Source organism: Paracoccaceae bacterium (assembly GCA_019454225.1).
Classification (GTDB): Bacteria; Pseudomonadota; Alphaproteobacteria; order Rhodobacterales; family Rhodobacteraceae.
This window is the reverse complement of sequence record CP075370.1, coordinates 2,262,160-2,283,269: the sequence shown is the minus strand read 5'-3', so window position 1 is coordinate 2,283,269 and position 21,110 is coordinate 2,262,160. Positions and strand designations below refer to the sequence as shown.

The following is a 21,110-nucleotide window of genomic DNA, read 5'->3' as shown; positions in this document are numbered from 1 at the left end:
ACGAATTGCGGCGCTTGCTAGACCGGCCGGGTCACAACCATGAAGAGCATTGAGACTCCGATGAAATTCGCCTCGACCGCCGCCTATGTCGCGCCGCCCGACCTGACGGTGGCGGTGAATGCGGCCGTGGCGCTGGAGCGGCCGCTGCTGGTCAAGGGCGAGCCGGGCACCGGCAAGACCGAACTGGCGCGGCAGGTCGCTGCCGCGCTGGGTCTGCCGATGCTGGAGTGGCATGTGAAGTCGACCACCAAGGCGCAGCAGGGGCTTTATGAATATGATGCCGTCAGCCGCCTGCGCGACAGCCAGCTGGGCGAGGCGCGGGTGCATGACGTGGCCAACTACATCCGCAAGGGCAAGCTCTGGCAGGCCTTCGAGGCGCCCGGCCGGGTCGTCCTGCTGATCGACGAGATCGACAAGGCCGACATCGAGTTTCCCAACGACCTGCTGCAGGAACTCGACCGCATGGAGTTCTTCGTCTACGAGACCGGCGAGACGATCCGCGCGCGCCACCGCCCGGTTGTCATCATCACCTCGAACAACGAAAAGGAACTGCCCGACGCCTTCCTGCGGCGCTGCTTCTTCCACTACATCCGCTTCCCCGACATGGAGACGCTGCGCGCCATCGTCGCGGTGCATTTCCCGGGGATCAAGGATGCGCTTCTGTCCGCCGCGCTGACCCAGTTCTTCGAGATCCGCGAGACGCCGGGGCTCAAGAAGAAACCCTCGACCTCCGAGGTGCTGGACTGGCTGAAGCTGCTGCTCGCCGAGGATCTGGCCCCCGAAGACCTGAAGCGCGACGCGAAATCGGCACTGCCGAAACTGCATGGGGCGCTGCTGAAGAACGAACAGGACGTCCACCTGTTCGAGCGGCTTGCCTTCATGGCCCGCGCGGGGCGCTGACGGCGGATCGCCGGCGCGGGCCGCTTCCGATGGCACGACCGGCCCGACCCTACCGCCGGTTGTAGCGGATGAACGGCGTCCTGATGCCGACCTGATCGTAGAGCATCCTGCCGCGATAGTTGAATTCCTGCGTCAGCCAGTAGACGGCGGGTGCCCCCTCGGCATCGGCGGCGGCATAGACCGCCTCGATCAGCGCCCGGGCCACGCCCAGCCCCCGAACCTCGGGGTCGGTGAACAGGTCCTGCAGATAGCAGACGTTCTCGATCTTCCAGCAATGGCGGTGGAACAGGAAATGCACCAGACCCACGGCCCGGCCTTCGGAAAGTGCCAGAAGACCCCGGAACTCGCCCGCGCCCCCGGACAGCAGGCGCGCGAAGGTGCTGTCATAGACCTCGGGTGTCACGCGGGTCTCGTAATAGTCCAGGTATCCGGTCCAGAGCCGTGCCCAGTCGTCGCGGTCCGCGGCAGCGATGGGGCGTAGCGTCAGCGGAACGGCGGAGCGAGACATGGCATACCTTCGGCGGGTGGCTGGAGCGGCTGCCGGATGCTGGCGCGGATTGTACGATCCGTGCAAGACCGGGTTTCGCGATCGCCTCAGCGGGATGTGAAGAACGCCCCGCAAGCAGCACGCAATATTGAGAGAATCGGGCAAGAGGTTCCACGCCCCCGCCACCGGATTGCCTTGATCTCGACACAATTCGATCACGCGATTCGGATTCGTGAAATATTCTGACATACTTCGTGATGACGTGCTGCCACATCTGGCGATGCACCCCCGCCACCGCCCCCAAGGCTAGACCGGGCCCGGCCCGGCCGATTCCGCAAGATTGACACCGGAACGCCCCTATCCCGACACTTGCCCGATGTTGTCTGACACCGCTGCCAGATGCTGCCCCGAAGCTGCCCACGGACCTGACAATGACCCTGAATTCCCGCGCCCGGCCCGCATGCCGGAAGGCCGCATGACATGCGCCTGACTGCCGTCCTGTCGCTCTGCGTCCTGACCGCGTGCGTGCCGACGCCGGGCGCCGAGGTTTCCATGAACCAGTCGCGGCTGGCGCTGTCGGCCTCGGCCCAGATGCCCGCCGCGGTGCGGAACTTCGGCACCAGGCCCGGCGCGGCCCCGGCACGGGCGAACGCCGATATCGCGCGGGACTTCCTCGACCTTGCCTTCCGCATGGAAAGCGGACGCACGATCACCCGGTTCAGCCGCTTCGAGGGCCCGATCCGGCTGCGCACGGCCGGGCCGGTCCCGGCGTCGGCCGCCACCGACCTCGGCCGCCTGATCGTCCGGCTGCGCAGCGAGGCGGGGATCGACATCTCGGAAGTTGCCGGGGGCGAGGCCGAGATCACCATCGAGTTCGTGCCGCGCGGCCGCATCCAGGCAACCTATGCCAATGTCGCCTGTTTCGTGATCCCGCGCGTTTCGGGCTGGTCCGAGTTCCAGCAGGCCCGCAACACCCCCGCGACCGACTGGACCACGCTTGCCCGGCGCGAACGGGTGTCCATCTTCATCCCTTCGGACGGATCGGCGCAAGAGGCGCGCGACTGCCTGCACGAGGAACTGGCACAGGCGCTCGGCCCGCTGAACGACCTCTACCGGCTGTCCGACAGCGTCTTCAACGACGACAATTTCCACAGCGCGCTGACCGGCTTCGACATGCTGATCCTGCGGGCCTACTACGACCGCGACCTGCGGTCGGGCATGTCCGAGGACGAGGTGGCACGCCGCCTGCCCGCCATCCTGGACCGGCTGAACCCCGCAGGCCGGGGCCACGCGCCGCAGGGCGCGGGGCCGACGCCGCGCGTCTGGATCAACCAGATCGAAAGCGCGCTCAGCACCCGGGCGCCGATCCCGGCACGCGAGGCGGCGGCGCGGCAGGCGCTGGCCATCGCCCGCGCCCAGGGCTGGACCGACTCGCGCCTTGCGCTCAGCCATTTCGCGCTGGGGCGGCTGACCCTCGGGCGCGATCCCGACACGGCGGTTGCCGCCTTTGCCGAGGCCGGGCGCATCTGGGACGGCCTGCCGGGCGGCGAGGTGCACCGCGCGCATGTCTCGATGCAGCTTGCAGCCCATGCCCTGACGCGCGGCAACCATGCGGGCGCCGCGCAACTGATCGACAGCGCGATCCCCGTGGTCGCGCGGGCCGAGAATGCGGCGCTGATGGCGACGCTCCTGATGATGAAGGCCGAGGCGATGGACCACATGGACCGCCGCATCGAGGCCGACGCGCTGCGCCTCGACAGTTCGGGGTGGGCACGCTATGGCTTCGGCTCGGATGATCAGGTGCGCGCGCGCGCACGGGAAATCGCGGCACTGGCGCGGCGGTCCTGACGCGCGTCCCGACCGCCTGTCGTCATGGGCAGGGCGGAAGGACGTGCGATGATCGTGTTGGCAGGACTGGCGGGTGGCGCCCTTTACGGCGCGATGCTGGCCCGGCGCCGTGGCGGAAGGCGGCTGGACCAGCTGCAATACGCCGCGGGTTTCGCCATCGCCTTCGCGCTGGCCGGGGTTTTCCTCACGATCCTGATCGAGCGGATGGTCTGAGACGGGCCGGGGGCGCCATGGCGGACTATGGCGACATCCTGACACGGCACGCCCCGGACGATCCGGCCCTGTTCCGCCAGGTCGTCGACGCGCCCGCCGGCGACGCGGCGCATGACCAGACCACCCTGCCCGGCAAGATCGCGCAACTGGCGCGGGCATTCGACGGCCGGCCGCTGGTCTGGCTGTATCACGCCGCGCTGATCGTCTGCCTGCGCCGCGGCATCGACAGCGGAACCGCGGCCGCTCGCTTTCAGGCGCTGTGGAACCATCACGGCGACCGCATGATCCGCGACCTGGACAGCCGCTGGCTGGTGTCGGCCTGCGACACGCTGGCCGACCATCACCCCGACCCGATGACACGCAGCGCCGCGCTGGCGGTATCCTCCGTGATGACAACCCTTCGGCTGGGCGAGACCGAACGCCTTGCGCGGGGTGCCTTTCACCAGCCGCTCGGTCGTCCGCGGGGCGATCTCAACCTCCACGACGGATTGCGCTGGTTCGAGATCGGGGCGGGCGACACGATGGCCAACCTGTCCGCGCGCCTTCGCCGGATCGAGGCCGACGGCACCCTGCCCGGCCGCATCCTCGCCGAACTTTTGCGGCGGGCGCAGGCGGCCGACACGGTGTTCCGCCGCTTCGCCGATGCCCACGACCTGCCCGCCACGGCCTGGGCACCGAAATCCCCGCCGCGGATCCGGGTCACGCTGTTCAACGACACCGGCGCGGTGGGTCATTACGGCTGCACCGCCGTCAGCAAGGCCATCGACAGCCTGTTCGGCGACGCGGGCATCGCCATCGGCTGGCGCCACCACGTGACCAGCGATGCCCTGACCGACCCCGGCACCCGCCCCGCCATCGACGCCGCCGACGCCGTCGTGGTGAACGGCGAGGGCTCGATCCACAGCAGCAGCCGTCGCGCCCGGTCGCTGGCCGCGCTCGGCCCTCTGGCACATGCGGCGGGCAAGCCTGCCTGGCTGATCAATGCCACGCTGCAGGGCAACGACGATGCGCTTGTCACGGACTTGCGCGCCTTCCGCCACATCTGGGTGCGCGAGGGCGCGTCGGCGGCCTGGGCGCGGGAGCGGGGGCTTCCGGTGACCCTCGCCCCCGATCTTTCGCTGTGCCAGCACTTCGAATACCTGCCCCGGCGCGGCGGGGCGCAGGGGACGGTCGTGCTCGATTCCGTCCTGCAGGCGGACAATCCGGCCCTGCACCGCATCGCGCGGGCAACGGGCGGCCCGCTGTGGTCGATGAAGCATGACGCCGAAGGCCGCATGCAGGTGCTGCGCGGCATCCCGTCAGGCGCGGGCGCCCGCCCCGGGTTCGAAGCCGTCCCGCGCGGCCCGGTGCGCGACCTGGCGGCCTTCATGGCCTTTCTCGCGCGCCATGAACGCATGGTCACCGGCCGCTTCCACGCCGTGACGCTGGCCTGCCTGCTGCGCCTGCCGTTCCATGCCTTCGCCTCGAACACCTGGAAGATCGAGGCGTTCCTGGCAGACGCCGGGCTGAACCCCGCGCGCCTTCTGCCGCCGGGTTCCGGCCCGCCCGGGCCGCTGCCCTTCACGCCCGACGAACGGGCCGGGATCGACCGCATCATCCGCCGCGCGCGGATCGAGGCGGGCGAAATGGTCTTGCGCATCCTGTCGGGGCAGTGACACTCGGCCCCGGCCCAGTGCGGAGACACCGATGTTCCTGCCCTTCTTCGACACGCTGCGCCGCACCGGCGTGCCGGTGTCGCTGCGCGAATTCCTGTCCTTCCTGGAAGGCGTCGCGGCCGGGCTGACCACCTTCGATGTCGAGGGGTTCTATCACCTCGCCCGCACCGCGATGGTCAAGGACGAACGCCATCTCGACCGGTTCGATCGTGCCTTTGCCGAGGCGTTCCGCGGTCTGGACGCGATCACCGAGCAACAGGTGCTGGAGGCGCTGGACCTGCCCTCCGACTGGCTGGAGAAGCTGGCCGAACGGCACCTGACGGCCGAGGAACGCGCCGCCGTGCAGGCCCTGGGCGGATTCGACAGGCTGATGGAAACGCTGCGGCAGCGCCTGGCCGAGCAGAAGGGCCGCCATCAGGGCGGGAACAAGTGGATCGGCACGGCCGGCACCTCGCCCTTCGGCGCCCACGGCTTCAACCCGGAAGGCGTGCGCATCGGCCAGGACGAGGGGCGCCACGGCCGCGCCGTCAAGGTCTGGGACAAGCGCGAGTTCCGCAACCTCGACGACCAGGTCGAGCTTGGCACCCGCAACATCAAGGTGGCGCTGCGCCGCCTGCGCCGCTGGGCCCGCGACGGCGCGGCGGAAGAGCTGGATCTCGATGCCACCATCCGCGCCACTGCCGACCACGGCTGGCTGGACGTGCAGACCCGCCCCGAGCGCAGGAACGCCGTCAAGGTTCTGCTGTTCCTCGACATCGGCGGCAGCATGGACCCGCATGTGAAGGTGGTCGAGGAACTGTTCAGCGCCGCCCGGTCCGAGTTCCGCCATCTCGAACACTTCTACTTCCACAACTGCCTGTACGAAGGCGTCTGGCGCGACAACCGCCGCCGCTGGGATGCGCAGACGCCGACATGGGACCTGCTGCGCACCTACGGGCCCGACTGGAAATGCATCTTCGTCGGCGACGCCACCATGAGCCCCTACGAGGTGCTGCACCCCGGCGGCGCCAACGAACACTGGAACGCCGAGGCCGGACAGGTCTGGCTGGCGCGCGCGGCGGCGCAATGGCCCGCGCATCTGTGGATCAACCCGGTGCCCGAACGGTTCTGGGACCATACGCATTCGATCCGGCTGATCCGCCAGATCTTTCCCGAACGCATGGTGCCGATGACGCTGGACGGCATCGCCCGGGGAACCCGCGCCATCGGCCGCTGACCGGGCGACGCGCCGTCACGCCGCCGTTACAGGCGGCGGGCAGGCTTGGCCGATGGCACCGCCCCTGACCGAACTGATTGCCACCGCCGACCCGGCCCTGATCCTTGCGCTTGTCGCGGGGATGGCCTGCATCACCGGCCTTGGCGTGCCGGGGCCCGCGTCGCTGGTTCTGGCGCTGGGCGGGGCGGCCGCCGCGGCCGGACTGGTCTGGCTGCCCGCCGTGATCGCCGCCGGCACGGCCGGGGCGCTGGCGGGCGATCTGGGCGGCCTCCGGCTGGGAGCGTCCTGCGGCGGCGCGATCCGCGCGCGCGCGGCGTCGCGGCCACGCCTGTCCGCCTGCCTCGGCCGGGCCGAGGTCATGCTGTCGCGCCACGGCCTTGCCGCCGTGTTCGTCACGCGCTGGCTGATCCCGCCGCTCGGCCCCGCGACCAGCCTTGTCGCCGGTGCCGCGGGCCTGCAGGTCCTGCCCTTCGCAGGCGTGGCGCTGGCGGGACGCGTGCTGTGGGCGGCGCTTTATGCCGGCCTCGGATGGATCTTTGCCGATACGGCGCAGCAAGCCGCCGGCGGCGCCGCGACGACGGGGGCCATCCTTGCGGTCGCGGCGGTCGCGCTGGGTCTTGCGGCGCGTCGCTGGCGGCCCCGCATGCGGGCTTGACGCGGGCCGCGCCCGCGCCGACGCTGCGGGCCTGCGCGAGGATTGCGTCATGCCCGCCGCCCCGGTCTTTGCCATCGACCCCGCCGCCTTCGCGGCCGATCCCTACCCGACGCTGGCCCGGATGCGGGCAACGGCACCGGCATGCCTTGTCCCGCAGCTCGGCGCCTTGCTGGTCACCCGGCGCGACGACATCTTCCGCGAGGAAAAGCGCACGGATGTCCTGTCATCGAACCAGCCCGAGGGCCTGATGACCCGCCTGATGGGCGAGAACATGATGCGCAAGGACGGCGCCGCGCATCAGGCAGAGCGGCGCATCCTGTTTCCCGCGCTCAGCCCGCGCACCGTGCGCGACACCTGGGTTGCGGGTTTCCGCGCGGCGGCGGCGCGCCTGCTGGACGATCTTGCCCCGCGCGGCGGCTGCGATCTGGTGGCGGACTATGCGATGCCGCTGTCGGGCGCCGCGCTGGTGGCGATCACCGGGCTTGCCGGCATGCCGCCGCAGGAAATGGACCGCGTCAGCCAGGCGATGATCGACGGCTGCGCCAACTACGCCGGGGATGCGGCGGTCGAGGCGCGCTGCCACGCCGCCACCGCCGCGATCGACGCCCATATCGACCGCCGGATGCCGGAACTGGCGGCAGCGCCGGACCTCTCGGTCCTGTCGGTGCAGATGCAGGCGGGGCTGCCGATGGACAGCATCCGCGCCAATGTGAAGCTGGTGATCTCGGGCGGGCAGAACGAGCCCCGCGACGCCATCGCCGGGGCCGCCTGGGCGGTTCTGGCGCATCCCGGGCAGCGGGCGCTGCTGCGCGACGGCGGGGCCGACTGGGCGCAGGTCCTTGCCGAATACGGCCGCTGGATCGCCCCCATCGGCATGTCGCCGCGCCGCGTCGCGCGGGACGATGTCGTCGCGGGCGCCACGGTGCGCACCGGCGACCGGGTGTTCCTGATGTTCGGGTCGGGCAACCGCGACGCCGCGCATTTCACCGACCCTGACCGGTTCGACCTGACGCGCGACTGCAGCGCCGCCCTGACCTTCGGCGCGGGCCCGCATTTCTGCGCCGGTGCGGCCGCATCCCGCGCGCTGATCGCCGATGTGGCGCTGCCGATGCTGTTCGAACGCCTGCCGGGCCTGCGGCTGGACGGGCCGGTCCGGTTCCACGGCTGGGCCTTCCGCGGCCCGGTGGCCGTGCCGGTCGCCTGGTAGCGCGCCGCTACAGCCCCAGGGCGCGGAACACGCCCGGCAGCATCTCGGGCAGGTCCTCGGCGATCAGGCCGGGGCCGAAGGCACGGGCGCATTCCACATGCAGCCAGGCCGCCATCGTGCCCGCCTCGAAGGGCACCAGCCCCCGCGCCATCAGCCCCGCCACGAACCCCGCCAGCACATCGCCGGACCCCGCCGTGGCCAGCCAGGGTGCCGCGCGGTCGCCCGTCGCCGCGTTCACCGCCACGTCGCCCGCGGGCGTCGCCACCACCGTCTCGGCCCCCTTGAACAGCACGACGGCCCCGGCGCGCCGCGCCGCCTCGCGCGTGGCCTCAACCTTGGCCTCGGGATAGGTCGGTGCCTGCAACCGGGCGGCAAGGTCGGGGAACAGGCGCCGGAACTCGCCGCCATGCGGGGTCAGGATCGCGTCGGGATGCAGCATGGCGAACAGGGCCTGCGGTGCCTCGGCATAGGCCGACAGCGCGTCGGCATCGATCACCACCCGCCGTCCCGACCGCAGCGCCTGAGGCAGCAGCGCGCGCGCCCGGTCATAGCCCATCCCCGGCCCCAGGCAGAGCGCATTGTACCGCGCATCCTCCAACAGCCGCGCCAGCGCCGCACCGTCATGCAGCGGACGCAGCATGATCGTGTCCAGCCGCGCCGAGTTTTCCGACAGCGCCGACATCGGGCAGGCCACCGTCACCAGCCCCGCCCCGATGCGCAGCGCGCCCCGCGCCGACAGCCGCGCCGCCCCGCCCTCGCCCGGGCCGCCCGCCAGGATCAGCGCATGGCCATAGGCGTACTTGTGCGCCTCGGCCCGCTTGGCCAGGCGGTCGCGCAGCATTTCGCGGTCGGGTTGGATCGGTTCCATCTGCATCGTCAGGAAGAAGCGCGCGGCAACCCGATGTCAACGACCACGACACGCGCGCCCGCGGCACGCATCGCCCGGTGCGCCGGCTTCGGCGCGTGGAAGGTCACGGTCAGGCAGGGCGTGGCGGGGTCCAGACCGTCCCGCAGCGTGGCCCCGTCGGGCAGGTCGTCCGACAGGCCCGAGGGCACGTCGACCGCGACCAGATGCAGCCTGCCCACCGGCAACAGGGTCGCGGCGGTGTCGATGAACGCCTGCCAGGGCCGCATCACGGCATCGCCCAGGGGCCGCGACAGGCCGATCCCGAACAGCGCATCCACCACGACCAGCGGCCGGTCCGCGGCATGGGTCGCGGCGGCACGCGCCAGGTTTTCGGCGGTGTAGTCCTGCGTCGGCGCGATCACGGTCCAGGCCGCATGCGCGGCGCGGGCATCGGGCGGCAGGCGCGCGGGGTCGCCCAGCAGGAAGGCCGACACCCGCCACCCCCGCGCCGCCAGCAGTCGCGCCACCACGAACCCGTCGCCGCCGTTGTTGCCCGGTCCGCAGAGCACGAGCGCAGACTGCGGCCCCTGCGCCAGGGCGGGCCATTCGGCCAGCATCGCCGCAACCACGCCCTGCCCGGCCCGGTCCATCAGCGCGGCGCCCGTCACCGTTCCCGTGGCAATCGCCGCCGCCTCGATGGCGCGCATTTGGGCAGATGTGACGACATCATCCATGACACGCCCCGATCCGTTCTCAAACTGCCCGTTTCATAGGCGTATTGCACACTTACGCGGCAACTTCCACAGAATCGCCCCGCACCCGCAACACCCCCGCCCCTGCCCGATTGTCCCCGCCGGGCAGAAATGGTCACTCGGACAGCAGACCGAGGTGCGGGGGAGAGTCGGCGCATGAAGAAGATTGAGGCGATCATCAAGCCCTTCAAGCTCGACGAGGTGAAGGAAGCCTTGCAAGAGGCCGGAATCCAGGGCCTCAGCGTGACCGAGGTCAAGGGCTTCGGCCGACAGAAGGGCCATACGGAACTGTATCGCGGTGCCGAATATGTGGTCGATTTCCTGCCCAAGGTGAAGATCGAGGTGATCCTGCCCGACGATCTGGTGGAACCCGCCGTCGCCGCGATCATCGCCGCCGCCCGCACCGACAAGATCGGTGACGGCAAGATCTTCGTCTATCCCGTCGAACAGGCCATCCGCATCCGCACGGGCGAAACCGGCGACGACGCGATCTGATCCATTCCGGGGGGACCGACGCCCCCTGCACGATCCATCCAGAGGAGACTTATACCGATGAGCAAGGTCAAGGACGCTCTCAAACTCATCAAGGAGGAGGAGGTCGAATACGTCGACATCCGTTTCACCGATCCGCGCGGCAAGCTGCAGCACGTCACGCTGATCGCCGATCTGGTGGACGAGGACTTCTTCGAGGAAGGCTTCATGTTCGACGGATCGTCCATCGCCGGCTGGAAGTCGATCGACCAGTCCGACATGAAGCTGATCCCGGATGCGGGTTCGGTCTACATCGACCCGTTCTACGCCGAAAAGACCATGTGCGTGCATTGCAACGTGGTCGAGCCCGACACCGGCGAGCCCTACAGCCGCGACCCGCGCGGCACCGCCGTGAAGGCCGAGGCCTACCTCAAGTCCACCGGCATCGGCGACAACGCCTACTTCGGCCCCGAGGCCGAATTCTTCATCTTCGATGACGTGCGCTATTCGGTGACGCCCGCCAAGGTGGCCTACCAGATCGACGCGGAAGCGGCGGCATGGAACACCGACGCCGAGATGGAAGGCGGCAACCTCGCCCATCGCGCGGGCCACAAGGGCGGCTACTTCCCGGTGAACCCCATTGACGAGGCGCAGGACCTGCGGTCGGAAATGCTGTCCACGATGAAGCGGATGGGCATGAAGGTGGACAAGCACCACCACGAGGTCGCCACCTGCCAGCACGAGCTTGGCCTGGTCTTCGGCGGCCTGACCGAACAGGCCGACAACATCCTGAAATACAAGTACGTCATCCAGAACGTGGCGCATGCCTATGGCAAGACCGTCACCTTCATGCCCAAGCCCATGAAGGGCGACAACGGCTCGGGGATGCACGTCAACATGTCGATCTGGAAGGACGGCAAGCCGCTCTTCGCGGGCGACAAGTATGCCGACCTCTCGCAGGAAGCCCTGTACTTCATCGGTGGCATCCTCAAGCACGCCAAGGCGCTGAACGCGCTGACGAACCCGGGCACCAACAGCTACAAGCGCCTGATCCCCGGTTTCGAGGCCCCGGTGCTGCGCGCCTATTCGGCCCGCAACCGTTCGGGCTGCGTCCGCATTCCGTGGACGGAATCGCCCAAGGCCAAGCGTGTCGAGGCCCGCTTCCCCGATCCGTCGGCCAACCCCTACCTGGCCTTCGCGGCGCTGCTGATGGCCGGCCTCGACGGGATCCAGAACAAGATCGACCCCGGCCCCGCCTCGGACAAGGACCTGTACGACCTGCCGCCCGAGGAACTCGCCGCCATCCCCACCGTCTGCGGCTCGCTCCGCGAGGCGCTGGAGGAACTGGAGAAGGACCACGACTTCCTGCTCAAGGGCGACGTGTTCACCAAGGACCAGCTGGAAGGCTACATGGCGCTGAAGTGGGAAGAGGTCTACGCCTACGAACACACGCCGCACCCGGTGGAATACCAGATGTACTATTCCTGCTGAGCGGGTCCTCCCCCGCCGGGCAGAGAGGGGCCGCGCCACATGGCGCGGCCCTTTCGCTTGCGCCGGTCACAGCAGCATGTCGGTCGCGTCCAGCTGGGCAAGGGTCAGACCCGCCGTGATCAGGATGTCGCCGCCGCCCACCGACGACAGGTCGATGAACAACCCGTCCGCCCGCGTTTCCGCCAGGGCGATGACGGCAGCCGCATCGGCGAAGGCGAACACTCGCAGGTCCAGCCTGTCGGTGTTGTTCTGGAAATCGGTCACCACATCGCTGCCGCCCGCGCGTTCGAACACGAAGCGGTCCGAGTTCGCGCCACCCGTCAGCGTGTCGTTCCCCCGTCCGCCCGTCAGCGTGTCGTTGCCCGCGCCGCCCGACAGCCAGTCATCGCCATCGCCCCCGCTCAGGCCATCGCGGCCATCCCCGCCTTCCAGCGTATCGTTGCCCGCGTCGCCCGCGATGGTGTCGTCGCCTGCGCCGCCACGCAGCATGTCGCTACCCGCGTCGCCACCCAGCACGTCATTGCCGTCGTCCCCCTCGATGACATCGTCGCCGCGCCCGCCAAGGATCGTATCGTCCCCGGTTCCTCCGTACAGCAGATCCTCGCCGTCGCCACCAAGGATCCTGTCGTTGTCGGCACCGCCATACAGGATGTCGTCCCCGGTGCCGCCAAAGAGCGAGTCGTTCCCGCCGTCGCCGTGAAGCTCGTCGTTGCCGTCAACGCCGCGCAGGTTGTCGTTGCCGTCGCCGCCAGAGATGAAGTCGTTGCCGCGCCCGCCTGCGATATCGTCGTTGCCCGCCCCGCCCTCGACATAGTCGTCGCCGTCGGCGCCGCGGATGTTGTCGTCGCCGTCGCCGCCGTAGATCTCGTCATCGCCGCCGTAACCGCGGAGCCGGTCGTTGCCGCCGCCGCCGGAAAGGCGGTCGAAGTTCTCGCTGCCCAGCAGCGTGTCGTTGCCGCCGCCGCCGTCGATATTCGCGCTGGACTGGTTGCCGCTGCGGCCGTCGAAACGGTCGTTGCCGCCGCCCATGTTGACGGCGCCGACGATGGTGCCGGTGCTGGTGATGTTCATCTGCCCGCTGCCACCATTGGTGATCGCATTCTCGCCGGTGATCGTGCCGGTGTTCAGGATGCGGATCGGGCCGGTGCCCCCCGTATGGTGGATCCCCCCCTGGATGGTGCCGGTATTCTCGACCCGGAACGCGCCGTTGCCCCCGCCCAGGATTCCGTTGTCGCCGGCGATGACACCGCTGTTGAGGATATTGATCTGGGCCGAACTGTTGACGGATGCGCCGATGATCGCCCCGCTGACATGCCCGTCGTTGATGACGCGGACCGCCCCGCTGGATGCGATGCTCACGCCCGTGCCCACCGTGCCGGTGATCATGCCGGTATTGAATACGCTGACATTGCCGCCATCGGCCACGAACACGGCGTCGAATCGGCCTTCGATCAGGCCCGCATTGGCGACCGTCGTGCTGGCACCGGGGCCGCCGACCTGAAGGACCTGCCCGATGATCGAACCAGAGGCCGCATTCGTGACCCGCATGTTTCCGACGCCGATGACCGCGGCCCCGTCCTCGGCAAGGATCAGCCCGCTGACGAACAGCGTGGCATCGTTCACGACCACGGCGTTGTTGCCGCTGAAGATGATCGCGCCGTTCGGCAGCACCGCGCCGATCTCGCCCGGACCCAGGTTTTCCGGCGTCGTCGAGCCGGAGCCGATGATGAAATTGGCCATTCAGTCACACTCCCCACACACCTGCCCACCTCGGGCCGGATACCTGGCCCGCGTCCCGACCGGGCGGCGGGTCTTTCCCCACCGCAACCGGGGGACGCGCGGCGAACCCACGCACGAAACGGTATAGGAGCGGTGGCCTGCCGTCTATCGGGCCATGCGTCCGACGCCCCTGCGGCACCCGCTGTGACGCGGATTTCGCGGGGCAAGGCACCGCAACGCGCGGTTCCCGGCAATTCACCGTTTCCGCCCCGGGGCTCCTTTGCCACAATTCCGCCATGAAAAAACCGGCGGCACGCCACGCCCGGGCGGCATCACAGGCGTTGGTTGCCGCTGCCCCGGATCCCGCACGATGACATCCTATTTCTCCGATCCCCGGTTGCCCGGGGACAAGCCCAAGGCGCGACCGCCGATCTGGTCGGGGGGACGCTCCGCGCGCCCGCGCATCGACCTGCGCGGCTTCGGCCGTGCCGCACTGGCCGAAACCCGTCTCTGGGGTGCGCCGGTGGTGGCCGGGGCGGCCCGGCATCTCGACAGGCTGGGCGACCGGGTCGCGCTGGGCGAATTCCGCATCCCCGAGGCGCGGCTGGGCCGGTCGGGGCGCTACCTGCCCACCGTCGGACAGGTCGGCGCGGCGATGAAGGGCAGCGCCCGATTCATCGGGGCCGCGGGCGAAACCGTCGCCCCGCCGCCGCCGCTGGAAGGGCTGGCCATCCGGCCCTGGGCCGGCGCACCGGGGGCCCGGGCCGCCGCCGCTCCGCCCGCCCCCGAGGCGGTCGCCCCGCCCGCCGCCGCTCCGGTCGCCCCGCCCGCCGCCGAGGCAGTCACCCCGGTCGCCGCCGCTCCGGTCACGCTGCCGCCCGATGCCGCCGCCGATCACCCGCGCCACCCTGCGGCGCGCCCCGCGCCCGCCGCGCGCAGCGCCAAGCCCGCGGATGCGGGCGCGCCCGTCGCCGATGCCGAGCGTGATACGCTGGAATCCATCCGCCTTCTGATGAAGGCCGAGGCGCGGCCCGTCCGGCCCATGCGCGCGGCGACGCCGGAAACCGCGCCGGAACCCGCCGCCGCGCCCGATCGCGGGCCGCGCGGCGCCTCGGCCCTGCCGCCGCTGGAACCCGCGCTGCCCACGCCGCCCGGCCTGATCTGGCGCGGCGCCAGCCATGTCACCGGTCTGGCGCTGATCGGCCTGTTCCTGCCGGTGGGCGCCGCCCGCGCGGCCCTTGCCCGCCTGCGCGGCGAAACCTTCCCCGACGCGGAGTGACCGCGCCGCGTCAGGCCGACCGGTGGATCGGATGCGCGGCCAGGGCCTCGGCCTGTTCCGCCGTCAGGTTCTCGGCCCGCACCACATAGGTGTGGATCGAGAACACCACCGCCCGGCTTTCCGGCAGCCGCAGCAGGCATTGCCGTTCCGACCGGATATAGGGCATCCCCCCCTCGGCCATGTCCTTGGGGTCGGCCTCCGACAGCGGATTGAACAGCGGCGCGCGCGACCGGTGGCCGTTCGCCCGCCACAGCGGCGCGCCCGGCCGCACCGCATCCATCAGCCGCTGCACCCGCCGCCCCACATCCTCGGTGTATTTCGCAACCGGCAGGTGGATGCGCATCATCGGGCGGCCCAGCTTTTCGGCCAGCCGCCAGCCTGCCGGAAAGCACAGGATCGCCGCCGACAGCAGGTGTTCGCCTGCGCCGTCCTCCTGCATCAGGCAGAAATCGTTCTGGCACAGCCGCCCCAGCGTGACCAGGGGCCGCGCCGGGTCCAGCGGCACCGTCACGCCGTCGGGCCGCAGCGCGCCGCCCCCCGCGATCCGGAACCCGAGGCCCGGCAGCAGCGGCAGCACCGTCGCGTACAACTCGTCCGCCGCCGCCGCCGCCATCGGCAGGCAGCCATGCACCGCGTCCAGGTGCCCGGCGATCAGCCGGTCGCGCAGGGCCATCTGGCCCGCATAGGCCTCGTCCACCCGCAGCCAGTCCGCCATGTCCAGCGGCAGCGTCCCCGGCAGGCGGCGGGTGCGCGGGTCGGCCCAGGGGGCGAAGGGCAGCCTGTCATGCAGCACGATGGTCATGCCGCCTGACTACCCCGCCGCCCGCGCGGTGAAAAGCCGCCTCGCCCGACGCCTGCCTGCGACATGCCCCGTCGCCCCCGGACAAGCGCGGCCCGCCCCCGCGCAGGACCGTCCCCTGAACCCCGGAGGTGCCCTGATGTCCGTTCCCTACGCCGCCCGCCGCAAGATCGACCCGACGCGCGGCGACCGCCTTGCCGACGGCAGCCTGAATGACAACGACCGGGTCGAGATCGGGCCGACCCCGCTGGCCTTCGCCGAATGGGCGGCGGCGGGGCTGACGCCGCCCGACCTGGCGACGATGCGGCAATACCGGCTGGACCGGCTGGTCGCGGCGCTCCGGGCGCGCGACTATGGCGGACTGCTGATGTTCGATCCGCTGAACATCCGCTACGCCACCGACACCACCAACATGCAGCTGTGGAACAGCCACAACCCGTTCCGCGCCTGCCTTGTCACCGCCGACGGACACATGGTGCTGTGGGACTACAAGCAGGCGCCCTTCCTGGCCGCGCACAACCCGCTGGTGCGCGAAATCCGTTCGGGCGCCTCGTTCTTCTACAACGTCTGCGGCGACCATACGGCGCAGGATGCCGCCAGCTTTGCCGCCCAGGTGACCGAGGTGATGACCGCCCGCGCGGGCAGCAACCGGCGGCTCGCGGTGGACAAGATCATGGTCCACGGCCTGCGGGCGCTGGAACGCGCGGGTTTTTCCGTGATGGAGGGGGAAGAGGTCACCGAACGCGCCCGCGCCATCAAGGGCCCGGACGAGATTGCCGCGATGCGCTGCGCCGCCCATGCCTGCGAGGCCGCCGTGGCCGGGATGGAACGCTTCGCCCGCGCCGAGATACCCCGGGGCGGCGTGACCGAGGATGCGATCTGGGCCGAACTGCACGCGGGCAACATCCGCCGCGGCGGGGAATGGATCGAGACGCGCCTGCTGGCCTCGGGGCCACGCACGAATCCCTGGTTTCAGGAATGCGGCCCGCGCGTCGTGCAGCCGGACGAGATCGTGGCCTTCGACACCGACCTGATCGGCGCCTATGGCATCTGCGTCGACATCAGCCGCACCTGGTGGGTGGGCGACGGGCGGCCCGGCAACGCCATGGTCTCGGCCTTCCATCACGCGATGGACCATATCCGCACCAACATGGCCATGCTCGGGCCCGGCGTGACGATCCGCGAACTGACCCATGGCGGGCACCAGCTGGCGCCGGAATACTGGCGGCAGAAATATTCCTGCAAGATGCACGGCGTGGGTCTTTGCGACGAATGGCCCTTCGTCCCCTACCCCGACGCCTGGGTGGACGGCGCCTTCGAGGTGACGCTCGAACCCGGCATGGTGCTATGTGTCGAGGCACTGGTCAGCCCCGAGGGCGGCGATTTCTCGATCAAGCTGGAAGACCAGGTGCTGATCACCGAAACCGGCGTCGAGAACCTGACGCGCTATCCCTTCGATCCCCGCCTGATGGGCTAGGGCGCGGGCGGCGCTACAGCCGCCCGTCCAGCACCGCGCGCACCAGTGCCGCAAGGTCGCGCCGCACCTCGGCGCCCGAGGTCAGCCGCAGATGCGCAAAGCCGATCATCGCGGCATAGACCGCAGCCCCGCCGCGCGCCGCCGCCGCGGCCCCCAGCCCGGCACCCGCCAGCGCCTCGCGCAGCGCCGCCTGCCGCCCGGCATCGACACGGGCCAGCACGCCGCGCGCCTCGGGATCGATCCGCGCCCAGTCGCGCACTGCGGGCTCGACCGCCTGGCCGTCCGTCTCGCCGCCCGGTTCCGCCGACACCAGATCGACCAGCAGCATCACCCGCTTGCGCGGTGGTGCATCGGGCTGGCCCAGCGTGGCCGCCAGATCGGCGGCCGCCATCGACTCCCACGCCGCCAGGACGGCGGCGCGCAGGTCGGGCGCATCCCGGAAATGCCAGTAGAACGACCCCTTGGTCGCCCCCAGCCCGCGTGCGATCGCCTCGACCCGCAGGCCGGCCGGCCCCTCGGCCACCAGGGCCCGCAACCCGGCCTGCGTCCAGTCGTCCCGCGACAGGCGGGTGCGGGCGGCATCGGGCGGGGCGGGCGCGTCAGGGGCGGCGGTCGCGGTCATGCGCAGACCCTAGAAAGCCGCAGGCCCCGGCGCAAGCCCGCGCAGGGGCCCTACAGGTCGACGTAGCGCATCACCTGCACCCGCCCGTCCTCCCAGACGAAGCGCAGGTCCAGCCCGCGCGGATGGCGCTCGACCCGCGCGCATCCCGGCGGTTCCTCCAGGCACAGCCGCGCGCCATCGACCCGCCATCCCGTCCAGCGCGGATCGCGCCGCCCCGCCACGTCGCTCAGCGCCCGGCCATCCTGCAGGAAGTTCCAGGTCCGCCCCTGCCCCGCCAGCGGCCAGCCCGCGCCCTTCTCCACCAGCGTGCGCGCCGCCAGCGCCGCGCGCAGCGCATCGTCGGCCAGCGGCTGCCAGGCGGGTTCGGCCGCCGCCGTGCCCGCCGCCAGGATCGCCGCCATCGCCAGCCTCCGCATCGCCCGCTCTCCCTTGCGCCGCGCTGTCGCGCAGTCTAATCGCCCCCCGAACCCCGCGCCAAGGGAGGCCCCGATGATCCCCCGCTATTCCCGCCCCGAGATGGTGGCGATCTGGTCCCCCGAAACCCGGTTCCGCATCTGGTTCGAGATCGAGGCCCATGCCTGCGACGCGCAGGCCGCGCTCGGGGTGATCCCGAAGGAAAACGCCGAAGCCGTCTGGAAGGCCCGCGACGCCGAATTCGACGTCGCCCGCATCGACGCGATCGAGGCCGTCACCCGGCATGACGTCATCGCCTTCCTCACCCACCTGGCCGAGATCGTCGGCGCCGATGCCGCCCGCTTCGTCCACCAGGGCATGACCAGTTCCGACGTGCTGGACACCACGCTGAACATCCAGCTTGTGCGCGCCGCCGACCTGCTGCTGACGGGGCTGGACCGCGTGCTGGCCGCCCTGAAGACCCGGGCCTTCGAGCACAAGGATACCGTCCGCATCGGGCGCAGCCACGGCATCCACGCCGAACCCACGACCATGGGCCTGACCTTCGCGCGCTTCTACGCCGAAATGTCGCGCAACCGGCAGCGGCTGCAAAACGCCCGCGCCGAGGTCGCCACCGGCGCCATCTCGGGCGCCGTCGGCACCTTCGCCAACATCGACCCCCGCGTCGAGGACCATGTCTGCCGCATGCTGGGCCTGACGCCCGAGCCGATCTCGACCCAGGTCATCCCGCGCGACCGCCACGCCATGTTCTTTGCCACGCTGGGCGTCATCGCCTCGGGGATCGAGAACATCGCCACCGAAATCCGCCACATGCAGCGCACCGAGGTGCTCGAGGCCGAGGAATTCTTCAGCCCCGGCCAGAAGGGCAGCAGCGCCATGCCGCACAAGCGCAACCCGGTCCTGACCGAGAACCTGACCGGCCTCGCCCGTCTCGTGCGCATGGCCGTGGTCCCGGCGATGGAGAACGTGACGCTCTGGCATGAACGCGACATCAGCCATTCCTCGGTCGAGCGGATGATCGGCCCCGATGCCACCGTCACGCTCGACTTCGCCTTGCACCGGCTGGCGGGCGTCGTCGAAAAGCTGGTGATCTATCCCGCGAACATGCTGAAGAACCTCAATACCTTCAAGGGTCTGGTGATGAGCCAGCGGGTTCTTCTGGCCCTGACGCAGGCAGGCGTCAGCCGCGAGGATGCCTACGCCATGGTGCAGCGCAACGCGATGAAGGTCTGGGAACAGGGCGCCGACTTCCGCACCGAGCTTCTGGCCGACCCGCAGGTCACAGCCGCCCTGACGCCCGCCGAGATCGACGAGAAATTCGACCTCGGCTATCACACGAAACATGTCGACACGATCTTTGCGCGGGTTTTCGGCAGCGTCACGAAAGGGTGATCGCCCGGGGGCGGCCCGGCGGGAAAACCGCTTTGACCTTGCGTCAGCCGTGCTAGTCTCCGGTTCAGGGATACGCGGCGGCCCGGTTTGCCTGCCGTCCGGCGCGGCGCCCGTTGGACCTGACACATCTGACGAAAGGACGCCCCGATGAAGCTGAAACTGACGCTGGCCGCGATCGCGCTGGCCCTGACCCCCGGCCTTGCCGCCGCCATGTGCAAGGACGGCCACACCAAGATCACCGCCTCGGCCTGCGGCGAAGGCCAGGTCTATGACGCCGCCAGCGGCGCCTGCGTGCTGAAACCCACCTCCTGAGGCGTTCAGCCCGCGTTAACCCCGGCCGCCACAGTCTGCCCCCGACACCGTCAGGAATCAGGGGCTGACCATGGCCGAGGCACTGGCCCGCATCGTACCGAACCGCATCACGGCCCCGGTCGCGCCTGCCGCGCCCGGGGCCGCCTCCGTCGTGCCGCGCCGCCTGTCGCCGCGCGAAAAGGCCGCCGTGATCGTGCGGCTGATGCTGGCCGAGGGCACGCCCCTGCCCCTCTCGTCTCTTCCCGAACACATGCAGGCGGCGCTGACCGAACAGATGGGCCAGATGCGCCTTGTCGATCGCGTCACGCTGTCGGCGGTGGTCGACGAATTCCTGGCCGAGCTTGAATCGGTGGGCCTGACCTTTCCGGGCGGGATCGAGGGGGCGCTCGGCCTGCTCGACGGCCATATCTCCTCCACCGCCGCCAGCCGCCTGCGCCGCCTGGCGGGCGCCTCGGCCAAGGCCGACCCGTGGGATCGCATCGCGGCCCTGTCGCCCGAACGCCTGCTTCCCGTGGTCGAGGCGGAATCGGTCGAGGTGTCGGCGGTGATGCTGTCGAAACTGCCCGTGCCCAAGGCGGCCGAACTGCTGTCGATGATGCCGGGCGACCGCGCGCGCCGGGTTGCCCATGCCGTCTCGATGACCGGCGGTGTCGACCCCGAGGCGGTGCGCCGGATCGGTCTGGCCATCGCCGCGCAACTCGATTCCCAGCCTCCCCGCGCCTTTGATGCCGGGCCGGTGGAACGGGTCGGCGCCATCCTGAACGTCTCGCCCGCCGCCACGCGCGACGATGTTCTTGCCGGGCTCGAGGCCGAGGATGCCGCCTTCGCGGCCGAGGTCCGGCGCGCCCTGTTCACCTTCGCCCATGTCCCGCAGCGGCTGGCCGCCCGCGACGTGCCCAAGGTGGTGCGCCTGGTCGACATGCCGGCGATGGTGACCGCGCTTGCCGGGGCACAGGCCGACGAGGCGACGGCCGCGACGGCGGAATACCTGCTGGCCAACATGTCGGGCCGCATGGCCCAGGGCCTGCGGGAAGAGGCGGCGGCACGCGGCCGGGTCCGCCCCAAGGACGCCGAGGCCGCGATGGGCGCGGTCATCGCCGCCATCCGCCAGCTTGAGGCGGCAGGCGAAATCGCCCTGATCCAGCCCGACGACTGACCCCGACCGCCGGTCCCGCGCCCTGCGGCCCCGCCCCCGGCGCAAAGGGGGCGGCTTCCGCACGCCAGGGCCCCTGCTGGTTCCCCCGATGCTTCCCGCGTCACCCCGCCCGGGCAAGGCCCGCCCGCGCGGGCCGCGCGTTGCGTTAACCCCGCCCCCGGGGTGCGGCCTGTCGGGACGGATGCCATACGCGGAACC

The 21,110-nt window shown here is 70.6% G+C and carries 19 protein-coding genes and 1 pseudogene; 14 read left to right on the top strand and 6 right to left on the bottom strand.

What is annotated here, in order from left to right; translation table 11 throughout:
* Window positions 1-60: 60 nt before the first annotated feature.
* Window positions 61-900 carry a MoxR family ATPase gene (locus KF887_10825; protein ID QYK43524.1) on the top strand — a complete coding sequence of 280 codons (840 nt, stop codon included), beginning with the start codon at window positions 61-63 and terminating at the stop codon, window positions 898-900.
* Window positions 901-949: 49 nt separating this feature from the next.
* On the opposite strand, the gene KF887_10820 is transcribed toward KF887_10825, so the two are convergent.
* Complete coding sequence (locus tag KF887_10820) at window positions 950-1,408, bottom strand: GNAT family N-acetyltransferase (GenBank protein QYK39962.1); 459 nt, start codon at window positions 1,406-1,408, stop codon at window positions 950-952.
* 459 nt (window positions 1,409-1,867) lie between these two features.
* On the opposite strand from KF887_10820, the gene KF887_10815 reads away from it, so the two are divergent.
* Genes KF887_10815 through KF887_10790 form a run of 6 tightly spaced genes read left to right on the top strand, consistent with a single transcriptional unit; the run spans window position 1,868 to window position 8,181 of the window.
* Entirely contained in the window at window positions 1,868-3,235 is a 1,368-nt protein-coding gene (locus KF887_10815; protein ID QYK39961.1) for a DUF2927 domain-containing protein, read from the top strand.
* A gap of 48 nt (window positions 3,236-3,283) precedes the next feature.
* A complete protein-coding gene (locus KF887_10810) occupies window positions 3,284-3,448 on the top strand; it encodes a hypothetical protein (GenBank protein ID QYK39960.1) in 165 nt (54 codons plus the stop codon).
* 17 nt (window positions 3,449-3,465) lie between these two features.
* A complete protein-coding gene (locus KF887_10805; protein QYK39959.1) occupies window positions 3,466-5,103 on the top strand; it encodes a polysaccharide pyruvyl transferase family protein in 1,638 nt (545 codons plus the stop codon).
* Window positions 5,104-5,134: 31 nt separating this feature from the next.
* Entirely contained in the window at window positions 5,135-6,319 is a 1,185-nt protein-coding gene (locus KF887_10800) for a VWA domain-containing protein (GenBank protein ID QYK39958.1), read from the top strand.
* A 52-nt stretch (window positions 6,320-6,371) separates the two neighbouring features.
* Entirely contained in the window at window positions 6,372-6,974 is a 603-nt protein-coding gene (locus KF887_10795) for a VTT domain-containing protein (protein ID QYK39957.1), read from the top strand.
* A 49-nt stretch (window positions 6,975-7,023) separates the two neighbouring features.
* Complete coding sequence (locus KF887_10790) at window positions 7,024-8,181, top strand: cytochrome P450 (GenBank protein ID QYK39956.1); 1,158 nt, start codon at window positions 7,024-7,026, stop codon at window positions 8,179-8,181.
* A 7-nt stretch (window positions 8,182-8,188) separates the two neighbouring features.
* Here the strand turns inward: KF887_10790 and KF887_10785 are convergent.
* A pseudogene (locus tag KF887_10785) lies at window positions 8,189-9,762 on the bottom strand (NAD(P)H-hydrate dehydratase).
* 174 nt (window positions 9,763-9,936) lie between these two features.
* Here KF887_10785 and KF887_10780 point away from each other — a divergent pair.
* On the top strand, window positions 9,937-10,275 hold the full coding sequence (locus tag KF887_10780) for a P-II family nitrogen regulator (GenBank protein QYK39955.1): 339 nt from the start codon (window positions 9,937-9,939) through the stop codon (window positions 10,273-10,275).
* Window positions 10,276-10,332: 57 nt separating this feature from the next.
* On the top strand, window positions 10,333-11,742 hold the full coding sequence (gene glnA / locus KF887_10775) for a type I glutamate--ammonia ligase (protein ID QYK39954.1): 1,410 nt from the start codon (window positions 10,333-10,335) through the stop codon (window positions 11,740-11,742).
* A 66-nt stretch (window positions 11,743-11,808) separates the two neighbouring features.
* On the opposite strand, the gene KF887_10770 is transcribed toward glnA, so the two are convergent.
* On the bottom strand, window positions 11,809-13,482 hold the full coding sequence (locus KF887_10770; protein ID QYK39953.1) for a hypothetical protein: 1,674 nt from the start codon (window positions 13,480-13,482) through the stop codon (window positions 11,809-11,811).
* Between the two features lie 349 nt (window positions 13,483-13,831).
* On the opposite strand from KF887_10770, the gene KF887_10765 reads away from it, so the two are divergent.
* On the top strand, window positions 13,832-14,740 hold the full coding sequence (locus tag KF887_10765) for a hypothetical protein (GenBank protein ID QYK39952.1): 909 nt from the start codon (window positions 13,832-13,834) through the stop codon (window positions 14,738-14,740).
* A gap of 10 nt (window positions 14,741-14,750) precedes the next feature.
* On the opposite strand, the gene KF887_10760 is transcribed toward KF887_10765, so the two are convergent.
* Window positions 14,751-15,542 (bottom strand): DUF3445 domain-containing protein, encoded by a 792-nt coding sequence (locus KF887_10760; GenBank protein ID QYK39951.1) that lies wholly within the window; start codon window positions 15,540-15,542, stop codon window positions 14,751-14,753.
* A gap of 136 nt (window positions 15,543-15,678) precedes the next feature.
* Here KF887_10760 and KF887_10755 point away from each other — a divergent pair, with 136 nt between their 5' ends.
* Window positions 15,679-17,016 (top strand): aminopeptidase P family protein, encoded by a 1,338-nt coding sequence (locus tag KF887_10755; GenBank protein ID QYK39950.1) that lies wholly within the window; start codon window positions 15,679-15,681, stop codon window positions 17,014-17,016.
* A gap of 13 nt (window positions 17,017-17,029) precedes the next feature.
* On the opposite strand, the gene KF887_10750 is transcribed toward KF887_10755, so the two are convergent.
* Together KF887_10750 and KF887_10745 are read right to left on the bottom strand one after the other, a co-directional pair.
* On the bottom strand, window positions 17,030-17,638 hold the full coding sequence (locus tag KF887_10750) for a TetR/AcrR family transcriptional regulator (GenBank protein ID QYK39949.1): 609 nt from the start codon (window positions 17,636-17,638) through the stop codon (window positions 17,030-17,032).
* Between the two features lie 50 nt (window positions 17,639-17,688).
* On the bottom strand, window positions 17,689-18,054 hold the full coding sequence (locus KF887_10745) for a hypothetical protein (protein ID QYK39948.1): 366 nt from the start codon (window positions 18,052-18,054) through the stop codon (window positions 17,689-17,691).
* A gap of 73 nt (window positions 18,055-18,127) precedes the next feature.
* Between KF887_10745 and KF887_10740 the strand changes: the two genes are divergently transcribed.
* From KF887_10740 to KF887_10730, 3 genes are all read left to right on the top strand, one after another.
* Window positions 18,128-19,444, top strand: a complete 1,317-nt coding sequence (locus KF887_10740; GenBank protein ID QYK39947.1) for an adenylosuccinate lyase — start codon at window positions 18,128-18,130, stop codon at window positions 19,442-19,444.
* A 147-nt stretch (window positions 19,445-19,591) separates the two neighbouring features.
* The gene (locus KF887_10735) at window positions 19,592-19,756 is read left to right on the top strand and encodes a hypothetical protein (protein ID QYK39946.1); all 165 of its coding nucleotides are present in this window, start codon (window positions 19,592-19,594) and stop codon (window positions 19,754-19,756) included.
* Between the two features lie 70 nt (window positions 19,757-19,826).
* Window positions 19,827-20,912 (top strand): flagellar motor switch protein FliG, encoded by a 1,086-nt coding sequence (locus tag KF887_10730; protein ID QYK39945.1) that lies wholly within the window; start codon window positions 19,827-19,829, stop codon window positions 20,910-20,912.
* The last annotated feature ends 198 nt before the right edge of the window (window positions 20,913-21,110 follow it).

Coding starts and splice junctions, on each gene's coding strand:
- KF887_10765 (QYK39952.1), top strand. CDS start 13,832: ATGACATCCTATTTCTCCGATCCCCGGTTGCCCGGGGACAAGCCCAAG.
- KF887_10740 (QYK39947.1), top strand. CDS start 18,128: ATGATCCCCCGCTATTCCCGCCCCGAGATGGTGGCGATCTGGTCCCCC.
- KF887_10730 (QYK39945.1), top strand. CDS start 19,827: ATGGCCGAGGCACTGGCCCGCATCGTACCGAACCGCATCACGGCCCCG.
- KF887_10755 (QYK39950.1), top strand. CDS start 15,679: ATGTCCGTTCCCTACGCCGCCCGCCGCAAGATCGACCCGACGCGCGGC.
- KF887_10820 (QYK39962.1), bottom strand. CDS start 1,408: ATGTCTCGCTCCGCCGTTCCGCTGACGCTACGCCCCATCGCTGCCGCG.
- KF887_10745 (QYK39948.1), bottom strand. CDS start 18,054: ATGCGGAGGCTGGCGATGGCGGCGATCCTGGCGGCGGGCACGGCGGCG.
- KF887_10750 (QYK39949.1), bottom strand. CDS start 17,638: ATGACCGCGACCGCCGCCCCTGACGCGCCCGCCCCGCCCGATGCCGCC.
- KF887_10795 (QYK39957.1), top strand. CDS start 6,372: ATGGCACCGCCCCTGACCGAACTGATTGCCACCGCCGACCCGGCCCTG.
- KF887_10780 (QYK39955.1), top strand. CDS start 9,937: ATGAAGAAGATTGAGGCGATCATCAAGCCCTTCAAGCTCGACGAGGTG.
- KF887_10810 (QYK39960.1), top strand. CDS start 3,284: ATGATCGTGTTGGCAGGACTGGCGGGTGGCGCCCTTTACGGCGCGATG.
- KF887_10770 (QYK39953.1), bottom strand. CDS start 13,482: ATGGCCAATTTCATCATCGGCTCCGGCTCGACGACGCCGGAAAACCTG.
- KF887_10815 (QYK39961.1), top strand. CDS start 1,868: ATGCGCCTGACTGCCGTCCTGTCGCTCTGCGTCCTGACCGCGTGCGTG.
- glnA (QYK39954.1), top strand. CDS start 10,333: ATGAGCAAGGTCAAGGACGCTCTCAAACTCATCAAGGAGGAGGAGGTC.
- KF887_10800 (QYK39958.1), top strand. CDS start 5,135: ATGTTCCTGCCCTTCTTCGACACGCTGCGCCGCACCGGCGTGCCGGTG.
- KF887_10825 (QYK43524.1), top strand. CDS start 61: ATGAAATTCGCCTCGACCGCCGCCTATGTCGCGCCGCCCGACCTGACG.
- KF887_10735 (QYK39946.1), top strand. CDS start 19,592: ATGAAGCTGAAACTGACGCTGGCCGCGATCGCGCTGGCCCTGACCCCC.
- KF887_10805 (QYK39959.1), top strand. CDS start 3,466: ATGGCGGACTATGGCGACATCCTGACACGGCACGCCCCGGACGATCCG.
- KF887_10760 (QYK39951.1), bottom strand. CDS start 15,542: ATGACCATCGTGCTGCATGACAGGCTGCCCTTCGCCCCCTGGGCCGAC.
- KF887_10790 (QYK39956.1), top strand. CDS start 7,024: ATGCCCGCCGCCCCGGTCTTTGCCATCGACCCCGCCGCCTTCGCGGCC.